The following is a 20,248-nucleotide window of genomic DNA, read 5'->3' as shown; positions in this document are numbered from 1 at the left end:
GCGATGAGCACCCTGACCACCTCCACGCCCGCCGCCGCGGCGAGGCCCGCGGGCCTCGCCGCCAAGCGCCGCCGCTCGGCGCTGAAGACGCTGGCCTTCATGTCCCCGGGGCTGATCGGCTTCGCGGTCTTCTTCGCCTACCCGCTGGCCTCGACCGTCTACTTCTCGTTCATGCACTACGACGGCTTCAAGCCGCCGACCTGGAGCGGGACGAAGAACTGGACCTACGTCTTCGAGAACTACCCGCTGTTCTGGCCCGCCCTGCGCAACACCCTGTGGCTGGTCGTCGTCATGGTCACCCTGCGGGTGCTCTTCGGCCTCGGCGTCGGCATGCTGATCACCAAGATCAAGACGGGTACGGGCGTCTTCCGCACCCTCTTCTACCTGCCCTACCTCGCCCCGCCGGTCGCGGCGACCATGGCCTTCGCCTTCCTGCTCAACCCCGGCACGGGCCCCGTCAACTCCCTGCTGGAGAAGACCGGCATCCCGGCCCCCGGCTGGTTCAACGACCCCACCTGGTCCAAGCCCGCGCTGACCCTGCTCGCGCTGTGGGGCGTCGGCGACCTGATGGTCATCTTCATGGCCGCGCTCCTCGACGTGCCCACCGAGCAGTACGAGGCGGCCGAACTGGACGGCGCCTCGCCCTGGCAGCGGTTCCGCTACGTCACCCTGCCGAACATCTCCCCGATCGTGATGTTCGCCGTGGTCACCGGCGTGATCCAGACGATGCAGTACTACACCCAGCCGTTGATCGCCGGGAAGGTCGCCTCCGGCGTGATCCAGGGCGCCGGCACCCAGTTCGAGCCCGGCTACCCGGACAAGTCCACGCTCACCCTCCCCCAGCTCGTCTACAACCTCGGCTTCCAGCGCTTCGACTACGGCTCCGCCTGCGTGGTGGCACTCGTCCTCTTCGCCCTGTCGATGGTGTTCACCGCGTTCCTCATGCGGCGCCGGGGCGGTCTCATCCAGGCAGGTGACTGACGATGACCCAAGTGCTCGACAAACCGGTCTCGTTGAAGGCGCCGGTCTCCCCCGCCGAACGCACCGCGCGCCGCAGGGCGGTCCTTCAGTGGATCGCGGTCCACTCCCTCGGCGTGGCCGCCGCCCTCTTCTTCGCCCTGCCCTTCGTCTTCGTGTTCCTCACCTCCCTGATGAGCGACAGCCAGGCGCTCAGCCGCGACCTGATCCCGCACACCTGGGAGTGGTCCAACTACCGCCAGGTCTTCGACACCCCGGGCTTCCTCACCTGGTGGAAGAACACGCTGATCTACGCCGGCCTCGGCACCGTCCTGACGGTCGCGTCCTCCGTCCCGGTGGCGTACGCGCTCGCCAAGTTCCGCTTCCGGGGCCGCAACCTGTCACTCATGCTGGTGATCTCGATGATGATGCTGCCCCCGCAGGTGGTCATCATTCCGATGTACCTGTTCTGGGCGAAGCAGCTGGACCTGTCCGGCACGCTGTGGCCGCTGATCATCCCGATGGCGTTCGGCGACGCGTTCTCCGTCTTCCTGCTGCGCCAGTTCCTGATGACGATCCCCAACGAGTACCTGGACGCGGCCCGCGTGGACGGCTGCGGCGAGCTGCGCACCCTGGTCAGGGTCGTCCTGCCGATGGCCAGGCCGGGCATCGCGGCGGTCGCCCTCTTCCAGTTCTTCTACGCCTGGAACGACTACTTCGGCCCCCAGATCTACGCCTCGGAGAACCCGGGCGCCTGGACCCTGTCGTACGGCCTGGAGTCGTTCAAGGGGGCCCACCACACCGACTGGAACCTCACCATGGCCGCCACCGTGCTGGTCATGGCCCCCGTGATCCTCGTGTTCTTCTTCGCCCAGAAGGCGTTCGTCGAGGGCGTCACGCTCACTGGAGTAAAGGGATAAAGATGAAACTCACCGTGGTCGGCGGCGGCTCGACCTACACCCCCGAACTCATCGACGGCTTCGCCCGCCTCAGGGACACCCTGCCCATCGGGGAACTGGTCCTCGCCGACCCGGCGGCCGACCGGCTGGAGCTGGTCGGCGGGCTGGGCCGCCGCATCTTCGCCCGCCAGGGCCACGACGGGCGTATCGTCACCACCTCCGACCTGGACGCGGCCGTCGACGGCGCCGACGCCGTGCTGCTCCAGCTCCGCGTCGGCGGCCAGGCGGCACGGCAGCAGGACGAGACCTGGCCGCTGGACTGCGGCTGCGTCGGCCAGGAGACCACCGGCGCGGGCGGACTGGCCAAGGCACTGCGCACGGTCCCGGTGGTCCTGGACATCGCCGAACGCGTCCGCCGCGCCAACCCGGACGCCTGGATCATCGACTTCACCAACCCGGTCGGCATCGTCACCCGCGCCCTGCTCCAGGCCGGCCACCGGGCGGTCGGCCTGTGCAACGTGGCGATCGGCTTCCAGCGCAAGTTCGCCGCCCTGCTGGGCGTCGCGCCCGTCGACGTCCACCTGGACCACGTGGGCCTCAACCACCTCACCTGGGAGACGGGGGTGCGCCTGGGCGGCCCCGAGGGCGATGACGTCCTGCCCAAGCTCCTGGCCGAACACGGCGACGCGATCGCCGGTGACCTCAGCCTCCCGCGCGTCCTCCTGGACCGCCTGGGCGTCGTCCCCTCCTACTACCTGCGCTACTACTACGCCCACGACGAGGTCGTGGCCGAGCAGCGCACGAAGCCCTCCCGCGCCGAGGAAGTGGCCGCGATGGAGCGCGAACTGCTGACGATGTACGGCGACCCGGCCCTGGACGAGAAGCCGGCTCTGCTCGCCAAGCGCGGCGGCGCCTACTACTCCGAGGCGGCCGTGGACCTGGCGGCGGCCCTCCTGGGCGGCGGAGGAAGCCCTTACCAGGTGGTCAACACGTACAACCGCGGCACCCTGCCCTTCCTGCCCGACGACGCGGTGATCGAGGTCCAGGCGGCGGTCGGCCCCAAGGGCGCCACCCCCCTGCCCGTGGCCCCCGTCGACCCCCTCCACGCGGGCCTGACGGCGAACGTGACGGCGTACGAGGACCTGGCCCTCAAGGCGGCCGTGCGCGGCGGCCGGGACCGCGTCTTCCGCGCCCTGCTCGCCCACCCCCTCGTCGGCCAGTACGAGTATGCCGAGACCCTCACCGACCAGCTGATCGCGCACAACCGGGAGCACCTCGCGTGGGCCTGACCGCAAGCGTCCTCGCCATCGACGCGGGCAACAGCAAGACCGACGTGGCGGTCGTGACGTCCGACGGAGACGTCCTCGCCACGGCCCGCGGAGCCGGCTTCCGCCCCCCGGCGGTGGGCATCCGGAAGGCGGTGGACACCCTCGCCGAGGCCACCGCCCGCGCCCTGGCCTCCGCCGGCCTGACCTCCGTCACTCATGTCTCCGCCTGCCTGGCCAACGCCGACCTGCCCGTCGAGGAAGAGCAACTGGCAGCGGCCCTGCACGCGCGCGCGTGGGGCACGACGACCCAGGTCCGCAACGACACCTTCGCCATCCTGCGGGCAGGCGTGGCCGAACCGCGCGGCGTCGCCGTGGTCTGCGGCGCCGGCATCAACTGCGTGGGCATGCGCCCCGACGGCCGCACCGCCCGCTTCCCGGCCCTGGGCCGCATCTCCGGCGACTGGGGCGGCGGCTGGGCCTTGGCCGAGGAGGCGTTGTGGCACGCGGCCCGCGCGGAGGACGGCCGCGGCCCGGCCACCACCCTGGCCGGCACCCTGCCCGCCCACTTCGGCCTGCCCACCATGTACGCCCTCATCGAGGCCCTCCACCTCGGCCGCATCGACCAGGACCGCCGCCACGAACTGACCCCGGTCCTGTTCGCCACGGCGGCGGAGGGCGACCCCATCGCCCGCCGGATCATCGACCGTCTGGCCGAGGAGGTCGTCTCGATGGCCACAGTGGCCCTGACCCGCCTGGACCTCCTGAACGAGGAGACCCCGGTCCTCCTGGGAGGCAGCGTCCTGGCGGCCCAGCACCCGTCCCTGAACGACACGATCCGCGACCTCCTGGCAGCCCGGGCCCCCAAGGCGGTCCCCCAAGTGGTGACGGCGAGCCCGGTACTGGGAGCGGCCCTGCTGGGCCTGGACCACGTCCGCTCCACCCCACAGGCACAGGCGCGCCTGCGGACCCACTTCGAGTAGACACGGACGGATCGCGACCCCCACGACGGAGGGCCGCCCGCGGCGTGAAGGGGCCGTGGGGGCGCGCCACAGCCCCGGCCTCCGGCGCACCCCGGCGCGCACGCCCGCGCGGGGAACCGAACCACCCCCCACGGCGTATTCATGGCAGGGGAATTCCCATCCGGAGCTGCGATCCGATCAAGATCCAGCCAAGCCCGGTGCGGATGTCGGTGCCGCCAGCGATACTGGCGGTGACGGATGACCATGGGGGAGGTCGAAGTGACACAGAACAGCAGCGCGGCGCCACCGGACAACCGAGCTGTGCTCACGCTGCCGGCCGTCCCGCCGCAACAGTCACCCGCACCCCCCGCCGCCACCACCCCAACACCCCCGCGCCGCACGGCGTTCGCGGAGGGCGTCGACCGCCTGCGCACGGCCGCCACCACGGAACCGGGCCGCCTGCGCGCCATCGGCGCGGTCCTGGCGGTCCTGGTCATCGCCTTCGGCGCGGTGACGGCCTGGCAGACGACGTCCCGCGCCACGGCCGCGGACGACGTCCTGCACAGCAGCCAGCCCCTGAGCTCCGACGCCGCCGACATCTACCGCTCCCTGGCCGACGCCAACACCATGGCCAGCAGCGGCTACCTGGCGGGCCTCCAGGAGACGACGGCGACCCGCAGCCGCTACGAGACGGACATCCGCACCGCCGCGGCCAAACTCGTCACCGCCGCGGCCAACTCCGACCCCGGCTCCCCCTCGGCGGCCACCATCGCCAAGCTCAACGAGCTCCTCCCCCGCTACAAGGGCCTGGTCGAGTCCGCCCGCGCCAACAACCGCCAGGGGTTCCCGGTCGGCGGCGCCTACCTGCGCACCGCCAACGACACGATGCAGAACCAGATGCTCCCGGCGGCCGAGGACCTGTACCAGAAGGAGAACGAGCGCCTGCGCTCGGACTACGCGGACGCGACCCCGTACCCCTGGGCGGCCATAGCCCTCGGCGTCGTGGCCCTGGCCGCCCTCGCCTGGGCGCAGCGCCGCAACTACCACCGCACCAACAGGGTGCTCAACCACGGCCTGGTCGCCGCCACCACCGCCACGTTCATCGTGCTGGCCTGGCTGCTCGCGGGGCACACCCTGGCCCGCGCGGGCCTCAACGGCTCCTACGCCCACGGCGTCCGCTCGCTCAACGTGCTGCACGACGCCCGTATCGCCTCCCTCAAGGCCCGCAGCGACGAGAACCTCACCCTCGTCAGCAGGGGCGCGGAGACCAAGACGTTGAAGGACGGCACGGTCATGGACGCCTACGACTGGGCGTACGACCAGGAGATCGGCAAGCTCGCCAAGACCCTCACCGGCGCCGGCGCGCTGGCCGACGACGCGGCGGGCCGCAAGCCGGTGCAGGTGGCGAACCAGTCGATGAAGGTGTGGAAGTCCCGGCACGAACTGGCCCGCCAGGCCAACGACTCGGGCGACTACCAGAAGGCCAGGGACAGGGTCATCGGCACCAGCGCCCAGGCCCAGTCGACGGGCGAGTGCTTCGACAGCGTCGACGCCTCGCTCGCGTCCGCGCTCACCCACGAGACGGACGAGTTCAAGCAGGCGGCCGGCGACGGTCTGGGCGCGATGACCGGCCTGCCGGAGGGCTCCGCGGCGCTCGCGGTGCTCGGCGCGGCGGGCGCCGTGCTGGGCATCGGCCGCAGACTGTCGGAGTACCGGTGATGAAGGGTACGCGAGCGGTGGAAGGGGGCGCGACCATGCGAGCACGACGTCCGCGTGCGGTGCCGGCCGGCCTGAGGGGCTGGGGCGGTGTGGGCGCGATGGCGGCCCTGTGCGTCCTGGCGCTGGCGTTCGTCCTGCTGCTGCCGCGCACCCAGCCGCACGGCGCCCCGGCGCGGACCACGCCGGGCGGCTTGGGCACGGCCCGCGCCACCCAGGCGAAGGCGGACAACTGCAAGGACGGCGACGCCCAGAACATGAGCCCGGCCCCCTCGGCGGCCGGCGGTCCCACCGTCGACGCCATCAGGAGCCGGGGCTACCTCTCGGTCGGCGTCGACCAGAACAGCTACAACTGGGGCTACCGCAACCCGAACAACTCCTCCGGGGAACTCGAGGGCTTCGACATCGACCTCGTGCACCGCATCGCCAAGGACATCCTGGGCGACGCGGACAAGGTGCAGTTCAGGGCCATCCCCACCAACGAGCGCATACCGGCGATCAGGAGCGGCCGGGTGGACATGGTGGTGCGCACCATGACGATCACGTGCGACCGGCTCAAGCAGGTGGCGTTCTCCGCGCCGTACTTCCTGACCGGCCAGCAGGTGCTCGCCCCGAAGACGTCGCCGATCACGGGCTACGACAAGACGCTCGCCGGCAAGCGCGTCTGCTCGGCGACCGGCTCGACGGCCTACGACCACCTGTCCGCGGACAAGAAGGACGGCACGCTGCCCGCCTCCACCGACATCACGACCACCGTCCCCAACCAGCTGGACTGCCTGGTGCGGCTGCAACTCGGCGAGGTGGACGCGGTGGTGACGGACGGCGCGCTCGCGGCGAGCCAGGCCGCGCAGGACCCGACGGTCCAGCTGAAGGGCGGCACCTTCACCAAGGAGTACTACGGCGTGGCGATGAAGCTGGGGGCGGACGATCTGGTACGCCAGGTCAACCGCACACTGGAGAACTACCGCAAGGACGGCGCCTGGAAGGCCTCGTACGACAAGTGGCTCTCCGCCACGCTGGGCGACGGATCCGGCTCGGCGACACCGCCGACGGCGAACTACCGCTGACGACAGGCACGTACAGGAACCACTGCCGGTCCAGGCACCGCAACTCCCCGCAATTGTCGACCGAAACATCGCAGCGAGAGGTGATCGATGGGCGTCACGGACCCCGCCGGGCCGGTGATGGACCGGGACGAGGTGGACCGTGCGCTGGCGCGGCTCGGCGCGGAGCACGAGGCGATCGAGACCTCGCTGCTCGCCCTCCAGGACCACGCGGGCCGCAGACTCCTCGAGGGCGCCGAGCTGACCGGCGTGACCAAGGAGCGCTGGGTGGCGACGGAGGCGTCGATAACGCTGCTGTGGGCGTACTTCGACGCGTACGCCGGCGCCCTGCGCACCGCCCGTGAGATCCGCGCCCGCCGCCGCTGGTCCAGCCGCGAGGACCTGGTGGAGCTGACCGAGCTGCTGCGCGGCGAGTCCGTCACGGTCGCGGACGCGGCGACGGCCGGCGCGACCGCCAACGCGCCGACGCTGCACGCCGGCCCGGGCCGGCTCAGCCACCGCTTCTCGCTGGCCTCCCTGGTGGACCGGATGAACGAGCTGTACGCGTCGGGCCTGGACATGGTGGTCGCGGCGGACGCGGTGTGGTCGGCGCTGCCCGCGCGGATCGATTTACTGGCCGCGGAGCTCCAGCGCACCCGCCGGCTGGCGCACTCGGTCGGCGTACGTCCGGGCGAGCACCCGGCCGGCGACGACCTGGAGCGCATCACGCGCACGCTGACGAGGCTGCGCGAGGAGGTGGTCTCCGACCCGCTCGCCTTCTGGGTGCCCACGCAGGGCAGTTCGGCCCCGGGCGGCGGACGCCCGGACACCACGGTGTACGACCGCGAGGCCCGCGCGCTGGAGGAGGTGCGCCGCGAGATCGACGCGGTGCTCACCGTCCGGCAGGACGCCGAGCAGCGCCTGATCAAGCTGCGTGACGTGCTCTCCCGCGCGGACCGCACGCTCGCCGAGGCACGCACCGCGCGCGGGGAGGTGCTGGCCAAGATCGCGGCCACGGAGGTCCCGGTGGTCAGCGGCCCGCCGACCGCGCTGCACGAGCAACTGGCGGCGGCGGCCGAGTACCGCAGGCAGGCGCAGTGGCACCGGCTGTCGCCGCTGCTGGACTCGCTGGAGCAGAAGGCGGAGGACGAACTGCTGCGCGCCCGCGAGTCGCTGGCGGCTGTGACGGCGCCGCTCGCGGTGCGCGCGGAGCTGCGCGGCCGCCTCGACGCGTACAAGGCGAAGGTGGCCCGGCACGGCCTGGCGGAGGATCCGCTGCTGGTGGAGCGGTACGACGCCGCGCGCCGCATGCTGTGGAGCGCGCCCTGCGACCTGCGGGTGGCCGAGCAGGCGGTGCTGCGCTACCAGCAGGCGGCGGGCGAACTGCTCGGCACCACGCGCGTGCCGGGCCGGGGCACGCCCGAAGACGGTGACGGCGGGGGGAAGTCATGAGTCAGGCGGGGCAGACCTGTCAGCGGCCGGACTGCGGCGGCGCTTACGAGGACGTGGGCGGCGGCGAGCTGTACTGCGACACCTGCGGCCTGGCGCCGGTGGTGTCGTCGAACGGCTCGCTCTCGTCACCGCCCACCGGTGTGACGTCCGGCGGAAAGGCAGGGTCGGACAACTCACCGGGTTCGCAGGGCTCGGGCGCATCCGGGGGCAGCGGCGGCTCGCACTCCTCCGCGCGCAGTGGCCGCAGCTCGCGCACCTCGTCGCAGTCCTCCAAGTCGCGCCGTTCGGTGTCGGGCCGGCTCTCGCGCTCCCTGTCGGGGCGCACGAGCGGCCGCTCGGTGTCGGTGCGCGGTTCGGGCTCCACGGCGGGCTCCTCGGGCCGCGGCCGGCTCGGGGCCGGCCTGGTGCAGGTGCCGCAGGTGCCGCGGCCCGACCCGCGTTCGATGGTGCTGGAGAACCCGGAGGTCCCCGAGCGCAAGCGGTTCTGCTCGCGCTCCGACTGCGGGGCTCCGGTCGGCCGGGCCCGCGGCGAGCGGCCGGGGCGCACCGAGGGCTTCTGCACCAAGTGCGGTCACCCGTACTCCTTCGTGCCCAAGCTGAAGGCCGGTGACATAGTGCACGGCCAGTACGAGGTGGCGGGCTGTCTGGCGCACGGCGGCCTGGGCTGGATCTATCTCGCCGTGGACCGCGCGGTGTCGGACCGGTGGGTGGTGCTCAAGGGCCTGCTGGACACCGGCGACCAGGACGCGATGGCGGCGGCGATCTCCGAGCGGCGCTTCCTCGCGGAGATCGAGCACGCCAACATCGTGCGGATCTACAACTTCGTGGAGCACCTGGACCAGCGCACCGGCTCGCTCGACGGCTACATCGTGATGGAGTACGTCGGCGGCAAGTCGCTCAAGGAGATCGCCAACTCCCGCCGTACCCCGGACGGCAAGCGCGACCCGCTCCCTGTGGAGCAGGCGTGCGCGTACGGCATCGAGGCCCTGGAGGCGCTCGGCCACCTGCACAGCCGCAACCTGCTGTACTGCGACTTCAAGGTCGACAACGCCATCCAGACCGAGGACCAGCTCAAGCTGATCGACATGGGCGCGGTGCGCAGGATGGACGACGACGAGTCGGCCATCTACGGCACGGTGGGCTACCAGGCGCCGGAGGTCGCGGAGGCCGGCCCGTCGGTGGCCAGCGACCTCTACACGGTGGGCCGTACGCTCGCCGTGCTCACCTTCGACTTCCAGGGCTACACGAACGTCTTCGTGGACTCTCTGCCCGACCCGGACACCATCGAGGTCTTCCGCCGCTACGAGTCCTTCTACCGCCTGCTGGTCCGCGCCACCGACCCCGACCCGGCCCGCAGGTTCGCCTCCGCGCAGGAGATGGCCGAGCAGCTGACGGGTGTGCTGCGGGAGGTCGTGTCCCTGCAGACGGGCCGGGCCCGGCCCGCCCTGTCGACGCTGTTCGGCCCGGAACTGAAGGTCACGGACACGGAGTTGTTCCCGAAGCTGGACGGTGACGTCTCCCGGCTCGGCGCACGGGCGCCCCGCGCCCGCAGACCCGGGGCCGCCGGTCGGGCGAGCGCCGCCGGCACGGCGGGCACGACCGGCACGGTCGGCCCGGCGGCCCCGGGCGCCCTCACGGGCGCCCCCGCCCTGGTGAAGCCGGCCGACTCACCCGCCGCCGCCCTCGCGCTGCCCGTGCCGCACGTGGACCCCTCCGACCCCAACGCCGGCTTCCTCGCGGGCCTGCTGACGTCGGCGCCCGCCGAACTCGTCAACGCCCTGGCCGCCGCGCCCGCGCCCTCCACCGAGACCCGGCTGCGCCAGGTGCGCGCCTGGCTGGAGACCGGCGAGCCGGCCACCGCGCTGGCCGCGCTGCGCGCGCTGGAGGAGGAGGACCCCGACGACTGGCGGGTCGTCTGGTACCGGGGCGTGGCCTCCCTGGTCACCGGCGACCACGAGGAGGCGGCCCTGGCCTTCGACGCGATCTACGACGCCTTCCCGGGCGAGGTCGCGCCCAAGCTGGCCCTCGGCCTGTGCGCGGAGGTGCTGGGCCAGCTGGACAACGCGGCCGAGTACTACCGCCTGGTGTGGTCGACCGACCCGAGCCATGTGAGCGCGGCCTTCGGGCTGGCCCGCGTGCAGCTCGCCGCCGGCGACCGGCGCGGCGCCGTACGGACGCTGGAGTCGGTGCCGGAGTCGTCCATCCACTACACGGCGGCCCGGGTGGCGGCCGTACGGGCGCGGCTGCGGCACCGTACGGCGGCCGCGTCCGACACGCCGTTCCTGGACGACGTGACGGCGGCGGCCGGGCAGGTGGAGGCGCTCCAGGCGTACGGCCTGGACCCGGCGCGCCGCGAGGAGTTGTCGGCGGAGGTCCTCGGCTGCGCGCTGGACTGGATACTCTCCGGGGGCCGGGCCGCCGGCCCGGCCGCCCGGCGGGTGCTGCTCGGCAGCGACCTGGACGAGCGGGGACTCCGCTTCGGCCTGGAGCGTTCGTACCGCACGCTGGCCCGGCTGGCGCCCGGCGGCGAGGAGAGGATCGACCTGGTGGAACGTGCCAACCGTTACCGCCCCCGGACGTGGGTGTAGTTGATGTCCCAGATGCCCCCGCAGGCCGCCCTGTCGAAGTGCCCGAGCTGCGCGGAGCCGCTCGAGTCGGGCGACCGCTTCTGCGGCGCGTGCGGACACGACCTGTCCGTGGCCGCCGTGCCGCACAACGACACGCCGACGCTCACCATGTCGGGCGGCGCGGTGCCGCGCCCGGCCGCGCCCGGCGACGACCCGCAGGTCCCCGCCCGGCCGCCGCACGCGCCGCGGCCGGACGCCTCCGGGGCCGGAGCGCCGGCGTCCGCGCACCCCCAGCAGGCGGCGCAACCCTCGTCCGGTGTGCGGTTCGACCGCCCCGCCGAGCCCGACGAGTACCCGCTCCAGGCGCCGGACCCGCGGGTGGCCGCCGAGACCGCGGCCGAGGAGGACGCCGCGGTGTGCGTGGCCTGCCGCGCGGGCCGCGTGGACAGCGACGGCTACTGCGAGAACTGCGGGCACGCCCAGCCCCGCGAGCGCGACCACATGGAGCAGGAGGTCGGCCCGGTGGCCGCCGTCAGCGACCGCGGCCTGCGCCACCACCGCAACGAGGACGCGTTCGCGCTCGGCCGGGCCGGGCTGCCGGACGGCTCGTCCGCGCTCGTGGCGGTCGTCTGCGACGGCGTGTCCTCCGCGACCCGCCCCGACGACGCCTCGCTCGCCGCCTCACGCGCGGCGAGCGACTGCCTGCTGGCCGCCCTCCCGCACGGCACGCACCCGCAGCAGGCCATGCACGACGCGATCGTCGCGGCCGCGCGCGCGGTGGACGCGCTGGCCGGGGAGCCCGCCACGGCCCGCGAGCACACCCCTCACCAGAACGCGCCGGCCTGCACGTTCGTCGGCGCGGTGGTCACCTCCGGGCTGCTCGTCGTCGGCTGGGTCGGCGACAGCCGCGCCTACTGGGTGCCGCTGGACCGCGCCACGCCCGCGGCCCGGCTCACCGAGGACGACTCCTGGGCGGCGCAGATGGTCGCCGCGGGCCTGATGAACGAGGCGGAGGCGTACGCCGACGAGCGCGCCCACGCGATCACCGGCTGGCTCGGCGCGGACGCCTACGAACTGGAGCCGCACACCGCGTCGTTCAAGCCGGACCGGCCCGGGGTGGTCGTGGTGTGCACGGACGGGCTGTGGAACTACGCCGAGACGGCCGAGGAGATGGCCGAGGCCGTCCCCCTCGACGCGGCCGTACGGCCCCTGCACAGCGCCCGGGTGCTGGTCGGCCACGCCCTGGACGGCGGGGGCCACGACAACGTAACAGTGGCCGTCCTGCCGTTCCCCGCCCCGCCGCAGGGGGCAGGATCGGCCTGAGGGACTCGGGACGCGGCACGGGGCGGTGGCCCCGGCCGGTACCGGGACTCCCGCACGGGGAAACGGGGAAGCCTCACAGGATCGGAGGGGACCGGTCCGTTCACAGTCGTCGTCCCCGCTCGCGGGGGCCTTGAAGGGGGAGCCCGCTCGCGGGGTCCCGAGGGGGATCTGAGAAGGCATGGCCAATTTCTCGAAGTCGAACGTGCCGCAGTTCTCGGTGGACGTGTACCAGAACGAGTACCTGCCGGAGGGCGGCCGGGAGGTCAACGCGATCGTCACGGTCACCGCGACCGGCGGCGGCACCGTCGGGACCGCGGTCTCGGCGCCGCACCTCTTCACGCCGGGGCACGGGCCGTCCGCGGCGGTGGCCGTCATGGTCGACTGCTCGGGTTCGATGGACTACCCGCCGACGAAGATGCGCAACGCCCGGGACGCCACGGCGGCCGCGATCGACACCCTGCGCGACGGCGTGCACTTCGCGGTGATCGGCGGCACGCACGTGGCCAAGGAGGTCTATCCCGGCGGCGGCCGGCTGGCCGTCGCCGACGCCACTACGCGCGAGCAGGCCAAGCAGGCGCTGCGCAAGCTCGCCGCGGGCGGCGGCACGGCCATCGGCACCTGGCTGCGGCTGGCCGACCGGCTGCTGTCCTCGGCGGACGTCTCCATCCGGCACGGCATCCTGCTCACCGACGGCCGCAACGAGCACGAGGCGCCCGAGGACCTGAAGCGGACGCTCCAGGAGTGCGCCGGGCGCTTCACGTGTGACGCGCGGGGCGTGGGCACCGACTGGGAAGTGAAAGAAGTCACAGGGATCGCCTCGGCGCTGCTCGGCACCGCCGACATCGTCGCCGACCCGGCGGCGCTGGCCGCCGACTTCACGCACATGATGGAGACGGCGATGGGCAAGGAGGTCGCCGACGTCGCGCTGCGGGTGTGGACCCCGGTCGGCACGGCGATCAAATTCGTCAAGCAAGTCGCGCCGACGGTCGAGGAGTTGACGGACCGCCGCACCGAGGCCGGTCCGCGCGCCGGGGACTATCCGACCGGCTCCTGGGGCGACGAGTCCCGCGACTACCACCTGTGCGTGGAGGTGCCGGCCGCTCACATCGGGCAGGAGATGCTGGCCGCCCGCGTCTCCCTGGTCGTCCCGCAACCGGACGGAACGGTACAGAACCTCGGTGCGCAGGGGCTGGTGCGGGCCGTGTGGACCGACGACATGGCCGCCTCCACCTCGATCAACCCGCAGGTCGCGCACTACACCGGCCAGGCCGAACTGGCCCAGGCCATCCAACAGGGCCTCGACCTTCGCAAAGCGGGTGATTTCGACGGAGCAACGGCCAAACTGGGGCGTGCTGTTCAGCTCGCCAGTGCCTCGGGGAACGCGGATACTGCGAAACTGCTTGCGAAGGTGGTGGACGTGGTCGACGCCGCGACAGGTACTGTGCGACTGAAGGCGAAGGTCGAGGACGCCGACGAGATGACTCTCGAGACGCGGTCCACGAAGACCGTTCGCGTGAAGAAGTGACACAGCAAGACAGCGAACGCCAGCGAGCCCGGCCCCTCGGGGTGGGAGAAAACCGGCCCCCGCGGGCCGGAAAAGGAGAGGGGGAAGCGCCGACATGCCGACCTGCCCGAACGGACACCAGTCGGGTTCCGACGACTGGTGCGAGGTCTGCGGTCACCGCATGGCCGGTGCCGTGCCTCCGCCTCCCCCACCGCCCCCGGCCGGCGGCTACGGCTTCCCGCCCGCGCCGGGACCCGGAGGCCCTGGCGGCCCCGGTGGTCCCGGTGGCTACGGCGGTCCGGGGGGTCCCGGTCCCGGTGGTCCTGGTGGTGCCGGTCCTGGCGGTCCCGGTGCGCCGGGTGGGCGTCCGCACCTGTCCGCGGTGCCGGACCGGGAGCCGGAGCTGTGCCCGCAGTGCCGCACGCCCCGCGAGGGCGGTGCGCCGTTCTGCGAGGAGTGCCGCTGGAACTTCCTGACGAACACCGCCACCTCGTACACCCCGGCGGCCCCGCGTCCCCCGGCTCCCGGCCCCGGTGCCGGTCCCGGCGGGCGCTTCCAGCAGCCGCCCGGCCTGTCCTTCGGCGGTGACTCCTACGAGTACCAGGGCTCCCGCCCGTCCCAGGTGAACCGGCCCGCCGAGCCGATCCCGCCCGGCCCGCACTATCCCGGCGACCCGCAGGGACGCCCGGGCGGTCCCGGCGGACCGGGAGGACCCGGTGGTCCCGGCGGCCCCTCGGGCTTCGGCGGCGACCCCCGTCCCGGCGGTCCCTCCCCCTTCGGCCAGGACCCCTCGCGGCCGGTTCCGCCGCCGCCCGGTCCTACGCAGGGCGGCCCGGGTGGCCCGGGCGGTCCGCGTCCTGGTGGTCCGGGTACGCACGGCGGTGCCCCGCAGGCCTTCCAGCAGGCCGGGGCGCCGGCCCCGCCGTTCCCGCAGGAGACGGGCCGGTCCCAGCCGCCCGGCCCGGCCTTCGGCGGTGACGACGACTGGGTGATCTCCCCGCCGTCGTCCGCGGGTGGCCCGTCCGGTCCGGGCGGTCAGGGCGGGTACGGCGGCCAGGGCGGCGGCTACGGCTATCCGCAGCCCGGCGCCACGCAGGCCCCGTCCGGCCCGCCCTTCCCGCAGCAGCCGGCGACGTGGACGGCGACGATCGGCCCGGACCGCGACTACTTCATGGCGATGATGCAGCGCTCCGGCCCCGAGGCCGCGGGCCTGAACCTGCCCGCCTACTCGCCCGAGCAGCAGCGCACGCTCTCCGGCAACCAGGTCACCATCGGCCGCCGCCGGCACTCCACCGGCGACACCCCCGACATCGACCTGTCGGTGCCGCCGGAGGACCCGGGCGTCTCGCACCAGCACGCGGTGCTGGTCCAGCAGCCCGACGGCACCTGGGCGGTGGTGGACCAGAACTCCACCAACGGCACCACGGTCAACGGCTCCGAGGACCCGATCCAGCCCTTCGTGCCGGTGCCGCTCCAGGACGGCGACCGGGTGCACGTGGGCGCCTGGACGACCATCACGATCCGGCGCGGCTGACGGCCGGCCGGGTCCGACCGGGCCCGGCCCGGCTCAGCCCGGAAGGGGCCAGGCGTACGGCCCCTCCGGATGGTCCAGCCACGCCCAGGCGTGCGCCCCGCTCACCGTGATCCCGTAGCGGGGGCGCTCAGGCCGCCCCTCGCCCTCCCACAGGACGTACGCCTCCCGCGCGTCCAGGCGGCCGCGGGCCAGCGCGAGCAGGAAGCGGAACAGTTCGTGCTCCCGCGCCCCGGGCGGCACACCGTCCAGCGACGGGACGGGCGGCCCGGGCCGGCTGCTCCCGCGCAGCGGCACGAAGTAGGCCGGAGTGTCCAGGAAGGTCCCCTCGGCGTGCGCGGCGTCCCGCACGGTCAGCGCGACCACGCCGGTGGCGATCGGTGTCAGGACGCGGGCGCCGGATGCGCACTGGGCGAGCCAGGCGCGCGGGATCGAGGGCAGCGCGCAGGTGGCCACGATCCGGTCGTAGGGGGCGTGTTCGGGCACCCCGCGCGCCCCGTCGCCGGTGACGACCGCCGGGTGGTGCCCGGCGGCCGCCAGGTGCCGCCGCGCCGACTCGGTGATCTCCGGTTCGAGGTCCACGGTGGTGACGAGGCGGTCGGCGCCGAGCCGGTGGGCGAGCAGGGCGGCGTTGTAGCCGGTGCCCGCGCCGATCTCCAGGACCCGGTCGCCGTCCTCCACCCGCAGCTCGGCCAGCATCTGCGCCATGAGCGAGGGCTGGCTGCTGGAGGAGACGAGCTCGCCGTCGCGCAGGCGGGTGGCCAGCGGTACGTCGGCGTACGCGCCCCGCAACCAGCGTTCGCGCGCCCTCGGGTCGGGGCTCTCGCCCCACCGCCGCTCGTAGCCGCGCACGGCGACGACGTAGTAGTACGGCACGAACAGGTGCCGGGGCACCGCGCCGAACGCCTCCCGCCACACCGGGTCCGACGCCCAGGCGCCGCTCGCCTCGATGTCCCGCACCAGTTCCGCCCGCAGTTCGGCGGCGAGGTCGTCGGTCTCCCGGTCTGCGGAGTGCGCGCCCATGACTCCACTGTGCTGCGCGGGGGCCCGCCGTGGCGAGTACGTCCGGCGGACCGGGAGGGCCGTGGGGCCGAGGGCCTAGGACCGCGGACCTCGGTCCGGGCGTCTGAGACCATGGACGGGTGAATGAGATTCGGCGCGGCACGCTTCAGGAGCAGACGTTCTACGAGCAGGTCGGCGGGGAGGAGACCTTCCGCCGGCTGGTCCACCGTTTCTACGAGGGCGTCGCGGACGACCCCGAACTGCGGGCGATGTACCCCGAGGAGGACCTGGGTCCGGCCGAGGAGCGGCTGAGGCTGTTCCTGATCCAGTACTGGGGCGGCCCGACGACGTACGGCGAGCGGCGCGGCCATCCCCGGCTGCGCATGCGGCACGCGCCCTTCACGGTCGACCGCGCCGCGCACGACGCCTGGCTGCGGCACATGCGGGTGGCCGTCGACGAGCTGGGCCTTTCGCCCGAGCACGAGCAGACGCTGTGGAACTACCTGACGTACGCGGCCGCTTCGATGATCAACACCCCGGACTGAGCACCCCGGCCGAGCATTCCCGACTGAGCACCCTGCGCTAAGCGCCCCTGGACCGGATCCGGTCGTCCCGGAATCCGGTCGCCGTGCGCCGGATTGCGGTCACAATCCGGTCAAGGTCGATCCACAAGCGCTTACCCGCGGTCCCCTCCCTCTGACAGCATCGCTCGGAGGTCTGGACAACGGCGGGGGGAGCCGGGTGGCGGGGTTCACGGGGCTGGTGCTGCTGCGCGCGCGGGCGCACCGTCTGCCGGCGGCCGCCGCGCTGCTGACCGTCCTGCTCACCACGGCCGTCCTTTCGACGTTCGCCGCCTACTCCGGCGCGATCGGCGACGCGGCCCTGCGCCACGCCCTGCGCGACCCGCGCAACGCGGCGGACGCCGCCCTGACCGTGCGGGCCGATGTGCCCGTGGCCGACCGCGCGCGGGCCGACGCCGCCGTGCGGCAGCGGGCGGGCGAGGCCTTCGACGGACTGCCGGTGACCGTGCGGAAGCTGGTGCGCTCCGGCCCGTACGCCCTTCCCGTCTCCCTGCGACCGCCCGCCGACCGGTCCGGCGACCCGGACCTGACCTACTTCGCCGGCCTGGACGGCAGCCAGGTGCGGCTGGTCTCCGGCCGCCTGCCGCGCGCGACGGCGGCGGGGGACCTGGAGGCCGCGCTGCCCGAGACGGCCGCCCGGCGGCTCTCCCTGGCCACCGGCGCCCGGCTCACGCTCGCCGACCGGCTGGGCGGCCCGAAGGTCCGGGTGCGGATCACCGGTCTGTACCGGCCCGCCCGCGCCGGCGCCGCGTACTGGCAGCTGGACGACCTGGGCGGCCGCGGGGTGCGCAAGGTCGACTTCACGACGTACGGCCCGCTGCTCGCCGCGCCCGGCGTGCTCTCCGGTACGAGGGTGACCGCCGGGCAGTCGGCCTGGCAGGTGTCCGCGGACTTCACGGCGCTGACGACCGGGCGCATCGGCGCGCTGCGCGAGGCGGTGCGCCCGGGCGCCGCCGAACTGCGCAGGACGGTCGCGCCGGGCGACACGGTGACCGTGACGACCTCGCTGCCGGAGGTGCTGGACCGGATCGACCGCTCGCTGCTCGTCACGCGGTCCACCCTGCTGATCGCCGCGCTGCAACTGGTCCTGCTCGCGGCCTACGCACTGCTGCTGGTGGCCCGGCTGCTGAGCACCGAACGCGCCGGTGAGACCCGCCTGTTGCGGGCGCGCGGCGCTTCACGCGCCCGGATCGCCTCGCTGGCCGCCCTGGAGGCGCTGCTGCTCGCGCTGCCCGCCGTGCTGTGCGCCCCGCTGCTCGCCGGGCCGTTCACCCGGCTGCTGGCCGGGCAGGGCGCCCTGGCCCGGATCGGGCTGCACCCGGACATCCCGGCGGCCGGACGGCCGGGGGTGTGGCTGGTCGCGGTGGCTGTGGCGCTGGGCTGCGCGGTGGCGGTGACGCTGCCCGCGCTGACGTCGTCGTTCGCGGCCGGACCGCGGGCCCGTGCGCTGCCCGCGCCGCTGCGCGCCGGCGCGGACGTCGGGCTGCTGGCGGTGGCCGCCGTCGCGTACTGGCAGCTGGACCGGCAGCCCACCGGCGCCGTCGCCGGGGACCGCACGGGCGCGCTCGGCATCGACCCGCTGCTCGTCACCGCGCCCGCGCTCGCCCTGCTGGCCGGCACGGTCCTGACGCTGCGGTTGCTGCCGCCGGTGGCCCGGCTGGCCGAGCGGCGCGCCGCGGGCGGCCGGGGGCTGCCGGCGGCGCTGGCGGGCTGGCAGTTCAGCCGCCGCCCAATGCGCGGGGCGGGTCCGGTGCTGCTGCTGGTGCTGGCGGTGGCGCTGGGCATGCTGGCAATCGGCCAGGGCGCCTCCTGGGACCGTTCGCAGGACGACCAGGCCGACTTCCGGGCGGGGGTGCCGGTGCGGGTGCTGGCCGCCGGGGAGGGCGAACTCGGGCGCACCGAGAACTACGCCGCCGTCGGGCACGTCCGCGCCGCCGCCCCCGCCGTGCGCGCCGCGCTGCCCCTGTCCGGCGACCGCACGGCGACCGTGCTGGCACTGGACACGACCCGGGCGTCGGACGCGGTCCTGATGCGCCCCGATCTGGCCGCGTCCCCGGTGGGCCCGCTGCTGTCGGGGCTGGCGCCGAAGGGCGCGGCGGCCGGCGTGAAGCTGCCCGCGGGCACCGCCCGGCTGCACCTGACGGCGGGCATCCGCGGTTCCGCGACGAGCCCCTCGGTGGACGTGGCCGTGACCCTGGAGGACCGCTACGGGGTGCCGTACCGGATGCCGCTCGGCTCGCTCCCGGCCGACGGCCGCTCCCGCCCCCTGACGCTGGACGTGCCCGCCGCCGCGGGCCCGCTGCTCCTGACCGCTCTCGAGCTGAGCCTGACCCAGCCGGTCGACCGCGCCGAGCAGCACAGCCTGACCGTCTTGGAGATGACGGCCGAGGCCGCCGACGGCACCGTACGGCGGCTGTCGCTGCCCACCGCCTGGCAGGCGGTCTCCTCCAGCACCGGCACCACCTCCTCCCCCGACGGCAGCACCTCCCCGTCCCGGCCCTCCGTCACCTCCGCCCGCCCGCTGACCGTCGCCTACGGCACCGGCTACGTGCCGCACGAGGACACCTGGGTGGTGGGCACGGTCACCGTACGGGTGCGGGTCGTCCAGCCGCCGCAGCCCGAGGTCGCCGCACTCGCCACCGGCGCGTTCCTGACCGCCGCGGGCGCGCACCCCGGCCAGCGCGTGGACGTGACGATCGACGGCCGCTCCGTCCCGGTCCGCATCGCACGGTCGGTGCGCGCGCTGCCGACCACCGCGGGACAGCCGGACCAGGCCTCGGCCGGCGCGGCCGACGCGGCCCACGACGGCGGCGGCCTGCTGATGGACCTGCGGTCGGTGAACCGGCTGCTCCAGGCGCGCTACGGCGACGGGGTGCCGCCCACCGAGTGGTGGCTGAGCGCCGACCCGGGCCGGTCGGCGCAGGTGGCCGCCGCGCTGCGGGCCCTGCCCGACGTGGAGCCGGCGCAGGTGGTGGTGCGCGACGAGATCGCCGGGCAGCTGCGCGGCGACCCGTTCGGCGCCGGGCCCGCGGCCGCGTTCACCGCCGCGGCCGTCGTCGCCGCGGCCCTGGCGGCGCTCGGCTTCGCGGTGAGCGCGGCCGGCGCGCTGCGGGAACGGGACGCCGAGTTCGCCGTACTGCGGGCCCTGGGCGCCCCGCGCCGGAAGCTGGCCCGCATGCTCGCCGCCGAGCACGGCGTACTGGTCGCCCTGGCACTGGCGGTCGGTGTCGCCCTGGGCGCGGTGCTGACCCGGGCGGTGGTGCCGCTGATCGTGCTCACCGGGCAGGCGGCGAAGCCGGTGCCGGCGGTGCTGGTCCAGCTCCCGCCCGGCCGCGTGGCCGTGCTGCTGGCGGCGGTCGCCGCCGCGCCGCTGCTCGTCACCGCGGCCCTGAGCCTGCGCCGGTCCGACCCGGCGGTGTCCCTGCGAGACGGCGGAGGTGAGTGAG

At 74.2% G+C, this 20,248-nt stretch carries 15 protein-coding genes; 13 read left to right on the top strand and 2 right to left on the bottom strand.

Annotated elements, in window-relative coordinates; translation table 11 throughout:
• Positions 1-3 precede the first annotated feature (3 nt).
• The 7 genes from IE217_RS15895 to IE217_RS15865 all read left to right on the top strand — a co-directional run bounded on the left by IE217_RS15895 (position 4) and on the right by IE217_RS15865 (position 8,294).
• A complete protein-coding gene (locus tag IE217_RS15895; protein WP_190178502.1) occupies positions 4-981 on the top strand; it encodes a carbohydrate ABC transporter permease in 978 nt (325 codons plus the stop codon).
• Positions 982-983: 2 nt separating this feature from the next.
• Positions 984-1,877: a carbohydrate ABC transporter permease gene (locus IE217_RS15890; protein ID WP_190178501.1), complete on the top strand. Its 894-nt coding sequence runs from the start codon at positions 984-986 to the stop codon at positions 1,875-1,877.
• 2 nt (positions 1,878-1,879) lie between these two features.
• On the top strand, positions 1,880-3,145 hold the full coding sequence (locus IE217_RS15885) for a 6-phospho-beta-glucosidase (protein ID WP_190178500.1): 1,266 nt from the start codon (positions 1,880-1,882) through the stop codon (positions 3,143-3,145).
• Complete coding sequence (locus tag IE217_RS15880) at positions 3,136-4,104, top strand: N-acetylglucosamine kinase (RefSeq protein ID WP_190178499.1); 969 nt, start codon at positions 3,136-3,138, stop codon at positions 4,102-4,104. Before IE217_RS15885 ends, IE217_RS15880 begins: the two co-directional genes overlap by 10 nt.
• A 243-nt stretch (positions 4,105-4,347) precedes the next feature.
• A complete protein-coding gene (locus IE217_RS15875) occupies positions 4,348-5,802 on the top strand; it encodes a GlnX family signal transduction membrane protein (protein ID WP_229865324.1) in 1,455 nt (484 codons plus the stop codon).
• Positions 5,803-5,837: 35 nt separating this feature from the next.
• Positions 5,838-6,866, top strand: coding sequence for a glutamate ABC transporter substrate-binding protein (locus IE217_RS15870; RefSeq protein ID WP_190178497.1), 1,029 nt, complete (start codon positions 5,838-5,840; stop codon positions 6,864-6,866).
• 87 nt (positions 6,867-6,953) lie between these two features.
• Positions 6,954-8,294, top strand: a complete 1,341-nt coding sequence (locus tag IE217_RS15865; RefSeq protein WP_190178496.1) for a coiled-coil domain-containing protein — start codon at positions 6,954-6,956, stop codon at positions 8,292-8,294.
• 43 nt (positions 8,295-8,337) lie between these two features.
• On the opposite strand, the gene IE217_RS35515 is transcribed toward IE217_RS15865, so the two are convergent.
• Positions 8,338-8,658, bottom strand: a complete 321-nt coding sequence (locus tag IE217_RS35515; protein ID WP_444545568.1) for a hypothetical protein — start codon at positions 8,656-8,658, stop codon at positions 8,338-8,340.
• 55 nt (positions 8,659-8,713) lie between these two features.
• On the opposite strand from IE217_RS35515, the gene IE217_RS15860 reads away from it, so the two are divergent.
• The 4 genes from IE217_RS15860 (at position 8,714) to IE217_RS15845 (ending at position 15,222) form a co-directional block, all read left to right on the top strand.
• Complete coding sequence (locus IE217_RS15860) at positions 8,714-10,882, top strand: serine/threonine-protein kinase (RefSeq protein WP_444545567.1); 2,169 nt, start codon at positions 8,714-8,716, stop codon at positions 10,880-10,882.
• Positions 10,883-10,885: 3 nt separating this feature from the next.
• On the top strand, positions 10,886-12,184 hold the full coding sequence (locus IE217_RS15855) for a PP2C family protein-serine/threonine phosphatase (protein ID WP_190178494.1): 1,299 nt from the start codon (positions 10,886-10,888) through the stop codon (positions 12,182-12,184).
• Positions 12,185-12,362: 178 nt separating this feature from the next.
• Positions 12,363-13,709, top strand: a complete 1,347-nt coding sequence (locus IE217_RS15850; protein WP_190178493.1) for a vWA domain-containing protein — start codon at positions 12,363-12,365, stop codon at positions 13,707-13,709.
• 94 nt (positions 13,710-13,803) lie between these two features.
• Positions 13,804-15,222 (top strand): FHA domain-containing protein, encoded by a 1,419-nt coding sequence (locus IE217_RS15845; protein WP_190178492.1) that lies wholly within the window; start codon positions 13,804-13,806, stop codon positions 15,220-15,222.
• A 33-nt stretch (positions 15,223-15,255) separates the two neighbouring features.
• On the opposite strand, the gene IE217_RS15840 is transcribed toward IE217_RS15845, so the two are convergent.
• Entirely contained in the window at positions 15,256-16,242 is a 987-nt protein-coding gene (locus tag IE217_RS15840; RefSeq protein WP_190178491.1) for a methyltransferase domain-containing protein, read from the bottom strand.
• Positions 16,243-16,361: 119 nt separating this feature from the next.
• Between IE217_RS15840 and IE217_RS15835 the strand changes: the two genes are divergently transcribed.
• On the top strand, positions 16,362-16,766 hold the full coding sequence (locus IE217_RS15835; RefSeq protein WP_190178490.1) for a globin: 405 nt from the start codon (positions 16,362-16,364) through the stop codon (positions 16,764-16,766).
• A 196-nt stretch (positions 16,767-16,962) separates the two neighbouring features.
• Positions 16,963-20,247, top strand: coding sequence for an FtsX-like permease family protein (locus tag IE217_RS15830; protein WP_190178489.1), 3,285 nt, complete (start codon positions 16,963-16,965; stop codon positions 20,245-20,247).
• Position 20,248 lies beyond the last annotated feature (1 nt).

Source organism: Streptomyces naganishii JCM 4654 (assembly GCF_014650575.1).
Lineage (GTDB): Bacteria > Actinomycetota > Actinomycetes > Streptomycetales > Streptomycetaceae > Streptomyces > Streptomyces naganishii.
Note: the sequence above shows the minus strand (reverse complement) of the source record. Positions and strands in the feature narration are given on the sequence as shown.